We start from the raw sequence: 5,074 nt of genomic DNA on the forward strand, positions 1-5,074 counted from the left end.
GCGATGTGGTCGACGGTCACCGGTGAGCTGGTTGCCGATGAGGAGCTGGACGCCGCGTACTGGTACCGGAACCTGCGCGAGCCGGTGCTGTTCGCCGACGTGGTGCGGCGGTTGGAGGAGTCCGGACCCAGGGCCTTCGTGGAGATCGGTCCGCATCCGGTGTTGTCGTTGGCGATGGAGCAGACGGTCACCGACGGGCGGGTGCTGCACACGCTGCGGCGGCGAAGGCCCGAGACCGCGCAGCTGCTCACCAGCCTCGGTGCGGCCTGGGCGGCCGGCCTGCCGGTGGCGTGGCGCGAGCTGCTGCCCGCCGTACAGCCGGTGGCGTTGCCCACGTACGCCTTCCAGCGGCAGCGCTACTGGCTGGACGCGCCCGCATCGGCGGAAGCGGATGTCGCATCGGCCGGTCTGACGCCGACGGACCATCCGCTGCTGACCGCGGTGGCCGTCCTGCCCGGGGACGACGCCCGGCTGTTCGTCGGCCGGCTCGCACCTCAGACCCACGGGTGGCTGAGGCAGTACATGACGTCCGGATCCGTGGTCCTACCGCCCGCCGTCGTCGTCGAGACGGTCCTGCACGCCGGTCGGAGCGTGCGCAGTCCCCGGCTGGCGGACCTCACGATCGTCGAACCGCTGGCGTTCCCGGCGGACGAGGCGGTCCAGGTCCAGCTCGTCGTCGGCGGGCCGGACGACGAGGGAGGCCGACGGGTGGACCTCTACTCCCGTCCGGCCGACGACACGGACGCCGACTGGCGCAGCCACGCCACCGGTCTGCTCGCCGTCCACCCGGGCGGCGACCCGGCACCCGTCGTCACTCCCTGGCCCCCGGCCGACGCCGAACCGATCACCGAAGACGTCGTACGCCGTGCCCTCACCGAAGGGGGATACGACACCGAGGACGTCCTCGCCCGGCTCGGGCGGCTCTGGCGGTCCGGCGCCGACGTGCTGGCGGAAGGGCGGCTACCGGCAGGGGAGGAGCTTGCCTCCGACCGGTTCACCCACGCGCTGCTGCAAGCCGTCGGCGCGCTGACGATGGCGGCCACCCCCGAACCACGCCTTGCCACCCGCTGGCGCGATCTCGTGGCGGTTCCCGGTTTCACCGGAGACGTGCGAGTACGCGTGACCTCGACCGGCCCCGACACGCTGTCGCTGCACCTGGCCGGCACGGACGGCGCACCGGTGGCCTACGTGGGTGAGCTGACGCTGCGGCCACCGACCGCCGCGCAGGCGCGTGCCTGGCGGCAGGGAACGGTCCGACCGCTGCACCGCCTGGTCTGGGAAGCGCTCGGTGTGCCGTCTCAGCCCTCCGTACCCGGTCGTTACGCCGTGGTGGACGGGGGAGAGGACCGCCTGTTCGAGGCGCTGCGGCGCCAGGGTGCCGACGTCCGCCGGTGCGCGGACCCGGCCGAGGCGACCGGAGCGGAGACCGTCCTCGTACCGGTCGGTCCGGCCGGCACGCCCGCGCCCGGCCAGGCGCACACGGCGGTGGCCCGTCTCCTGCCGATCGTCCAGGCGTGGCTGGCGGACGACCGGTTCGCGGACGGCCGCCTGGTGCTGGTGACCCGCTCCGCGGTGGCCACCGACGGCGGCGACGTGGCGGACCTGGCCGGTGCCGCCGTCTGGGGCCTGGCCCGGTCGATCCAGGCCGAACACCCCGACCGGCTGGTCGTGGTGGACATCGACGAGCGCGACGAGTCGCTACGCGCACTGCCCGCCGTGCCGGCCACCGGCCGGCCGCAGGCGGCCCTACGGGCCGGTGCGCTGTTCGTGCCCCGGCTGCGCCCCGTACCGCGATCGCGCCTCGTACCGGGGCCGCGATCCGCAGCGAGCCGGAAGGCCGACGAGGCACCGCTCCTGGACAACTCCGGAACCGTGCTCGTCACCGGCGCCACCGGCACCCTCGGCGGTCTGGTCGCGCGGCACCTGGTCCTCGAACACGGGGTCCACCGGCTGCTTCTCGTCGCCCGCCGGGGCGCCACGGCGCCCGGCATGCCCGAGCTGGTCGCCGAGCTCACCGAGGCCGGGGCGGACGTGACGGTGGAGAGCTGTGACGTCGGCGACCGGGACGCGCTGGCCGCGGTGCTCGGCGCGGTGCCCGCGGAGCATCCGCTCACCGCGGTGATCCACGCGGCCGGGGTGCTCGACGACGGGACGGTCACCTCGCTGACCGGCGACCGGATCGCCTCCGTGTTCCGCCCCAAGGCCGATGCCGCGTGGCATCTGCACGAGTTGACCCGCGACCAGGCCGCACTGCGGACCTTCGTGCTGTTCTCCTCGGCGGCGTCCACGCTCGGCACCCCCGGACAGGGCAACTACGCCGCCGCGAACGCGTTCCTCGACGCACTGGCCCATCGGCGTCGGGCCGAGGGCCTGCCCGCCACCTCGGTCGCCTGGGGCCTGTGGGCGGAACGCAGCGGGATGACCCGGCACCTGGGCGAGGACGACGTGCGCCGCATCCTCCGCGAGGGGGCCGCCGAGATGTCCAGCGCCGAGGGTCTCGCACTCTTCGACGCCGCCCTGGCCGCCGACCTGCCCTTCACGGTGGCAGGCGTCGACACGACCCGCCGGGCGGCCGCGGATCGGTCGCCCGTGCTGTGGGAGACGAACGGCGCGGCGCCGCGGACCGCTGCCGGGGAGGCCCCGGAGTCCGAGACGTTCGCCCGGCGACTGGCCGGCCTGCCGGAGCGGGAGCGCGAGGAAGCCGTACTCACCCTGGTCCGGCGCACGGTCGCCGACGTGCTCACCCACGCCGACGCCGAACGCGTCGACCCGGACCGCGCGTTCAAGGAGCTCGGCTTCGACTCGCTGACCGCGGTGGAACTGCGCAACCGGCTGGCCGCCGCCATCGAGCACAGGCTGTCGGCGTCGCTGGTCTTCGACTTCCCCACCCCGCGTGCCCTCGCCGCGCACGTCCGCACCGAGCTGCTCGGCTCCGCCGTCACCGACCCGGTGTTCGCACACCTCGCCGAGCTGCACACCACCCTGTCGGCCCTGGATGCCGACGAAGCGGTCCGCGACAGGCTGGTCGCCCGGCTCCAAGGGCTGGTGGCCGTGCTGACCGACACCGCGGCGCAGCGGGGCCGGCTTATGGAGCCGGAACCGGAAGGCGACGACGACAGCGACATCGAGGCCGCCACCGCGGACGAGGTGTTCGCCATTCTCGATCAGGAATTCGACGACTCGGCGGCGCCCCACGGGCCGCAGGGAGGTAGTGCACGATGACCGAGGACGCGAAGCTCCTTGACTACCTCAAGCGCGCCACATCGGAACTGCGCCAGACACGACGGCAGTTGCGCGAGGCCGAGGCGCGCGGGCGCGAACCGCTCGCGATCGTGGCCATGAGCTGCCGGTTCCCCGGCGGGGTGGAGTCGCCCGAGGACCTGTGGGACCTGGTCGCCGCCGGCGGCGACGCGGTCTCGGACTTCCCGACGGACCGGGGCTGGGACCTCGACGCCCTGTACGACCCGGACCCCGAGCGCAGCGGCACGTCCTACGTCCGCGAAGGCGGCTTCCTCCCCGACGCGGGCGACTTCGACGCCGAACTGTTCGGCATCAGCCCGCGCGAGGCCCTCAGCATGGACCCGCAGCAGCGATTGCTGCTCGAGACGTCGTGGCAGCTGTTCGAGCGCGCGGGCCTCGATCCGCACGGACTGGCCGGCAGCCGCGTCGGCGTGTTCGTCGGCACCAACGGGCAGGACTACGCCCACCGTGCCGGCGTCGTCCCCCAGGAGGACGAGGGCTACTCCCTGACCGGGAACGCGGCGAGCGTCGCGTCGGGCCGGGTGTCCTATGTGTTCGGCCTCGAGGGCCCGGCGGTGACGGTGGACACCGCGTGTTCGTCGTCCCTGGTGGCGATGCACCTCGCGGCCCAGGCGCTGCGGGCCGGCGAGTGCTCCATGGCGCTGGCGGGCGGTGTCTCCGTGATGACGACGCCCCGGACGTTCGTACAGTTCAGCCGGCAGCGGGGCCTGTCGGCCGACGGGCGGTGCAAGGCGTTCTCGGCCGCGGCGGACGGTACGGGCTGGGGCGAGGGCGTCGGCCTGGTGCTGCTCGAACGGTTGTCGGACGCCGTGGCGAACGGTCACCGGGTCCTTGCGGTGCTGCGCGGGTCGGCGGTCAACCAGGACGGTGCGTCGAACGGCCTGACGGCGCCGAACGGTCCGTCGCAGCAGCGGGTGATCCGGCAGGCGCTGGCGAGCGCCGGTCTGTCCGCCGGTGATGTCGATGTGGTGGAGGCGCACGGCACCGGTACGAAGCTGGGCGACCCGATCGAGGCGCAGGCGCTCCTTGCCACGTACGGCCAAGGCCGGCCCGGGGACCGACCGCTGTGGCTGGGCTCGGTCAAGTCGAACATCGGGCACACACAGGCCGCCGCGGGTGCGGCCGGGGTCATCAAGATGGTGATGGCGATGCGGCACGGACAGCTGCCGGAGACCCTGCACGTCGACGAGCCCTCGCCGCACGTCGACTGGTCCGCGGGTGAGGTGCGTCTGCTGACGGAGCCGGTGCCGTGGCCCGGTGAGGAGCGCGTACGGCGGGCGGGGGTGTCCTCGTTCGGCGTGAGCGGCACGAATGCGCATGTGGTTCTCGAGGAGCCGCCGGCCGTGGAGCCGGGTGCCGTCGAGGCGCAGGTCGAGGCGCAGGTCGAGGAGCCGGTCGCCGAGGAGACGAGCGTCGAGGGGCCGGTGCCGTGGGTGGTGTCGGGCCGGGGCGATGCCGGTCTGCGGGGACAGGCGGCGCGGCTCGCGGAGTTCGTCCGGGGCCGTGAGGACGTGGATGTCGCGGGTGTGGCGGCGGCGTCGACGAACCGTGCGGCGCTTGACGCACGCGCGGTCGTGGTGGGCGAGGACGTCGCGGATCTGCTCACGGGTCTTGATGCGCTGGCCGAGGGCGTTCCGTCTGAGGGCTTGGTGACCGGTTCGCCGGTGACGGGGAAGACGGCTGTGCTGTTCACCGGCCAGGGGTCTCAGTTCGCCGGGATGGGTGCGGAGCTGTATGAGCGGTTCGAGGTGTTCGCCGGTGTGGTGGACGAGGTGTGTGCGGTGGCGGATGAGTTGTTGCCGGAGCCGTTGCG

2 protein-coding genes are annotated in these 5,074 nt (G+C 73.7%); both read left to right on the forward strand.

What is annotated here, in order from left to right; translation table 11 throughout:
• Nucleotides 1-3,222, forward strand: a 3,222-nt coding sequence (locus tag E0F75_RS39065; protein WP_229315797.1) for an SDR family NAD(P)-dependent oxidoreductase, incomplete at its 5' end; no start/stop codon positions are given.
• The coding region (locus E0F75_RS39070; protein WP_229315798.1) for a type I polyketide synthase at nt 3,219-5,074 on the forward strand (1,856 nt) is incomplete at its 3' end. The genes E0F75_RS39065 and E0F75_RS39070, both read left to right, overlap by 4 nt.

The organism is Streptomyces sp. CB02980 (assembly GCF_014451325.2).
Taxonomy (GTDB): domain Bacteria; phylum Actinomycetota; class Actinomycetes; order Streptomycetales; family Streptomycetaceae; genus Streptomyces.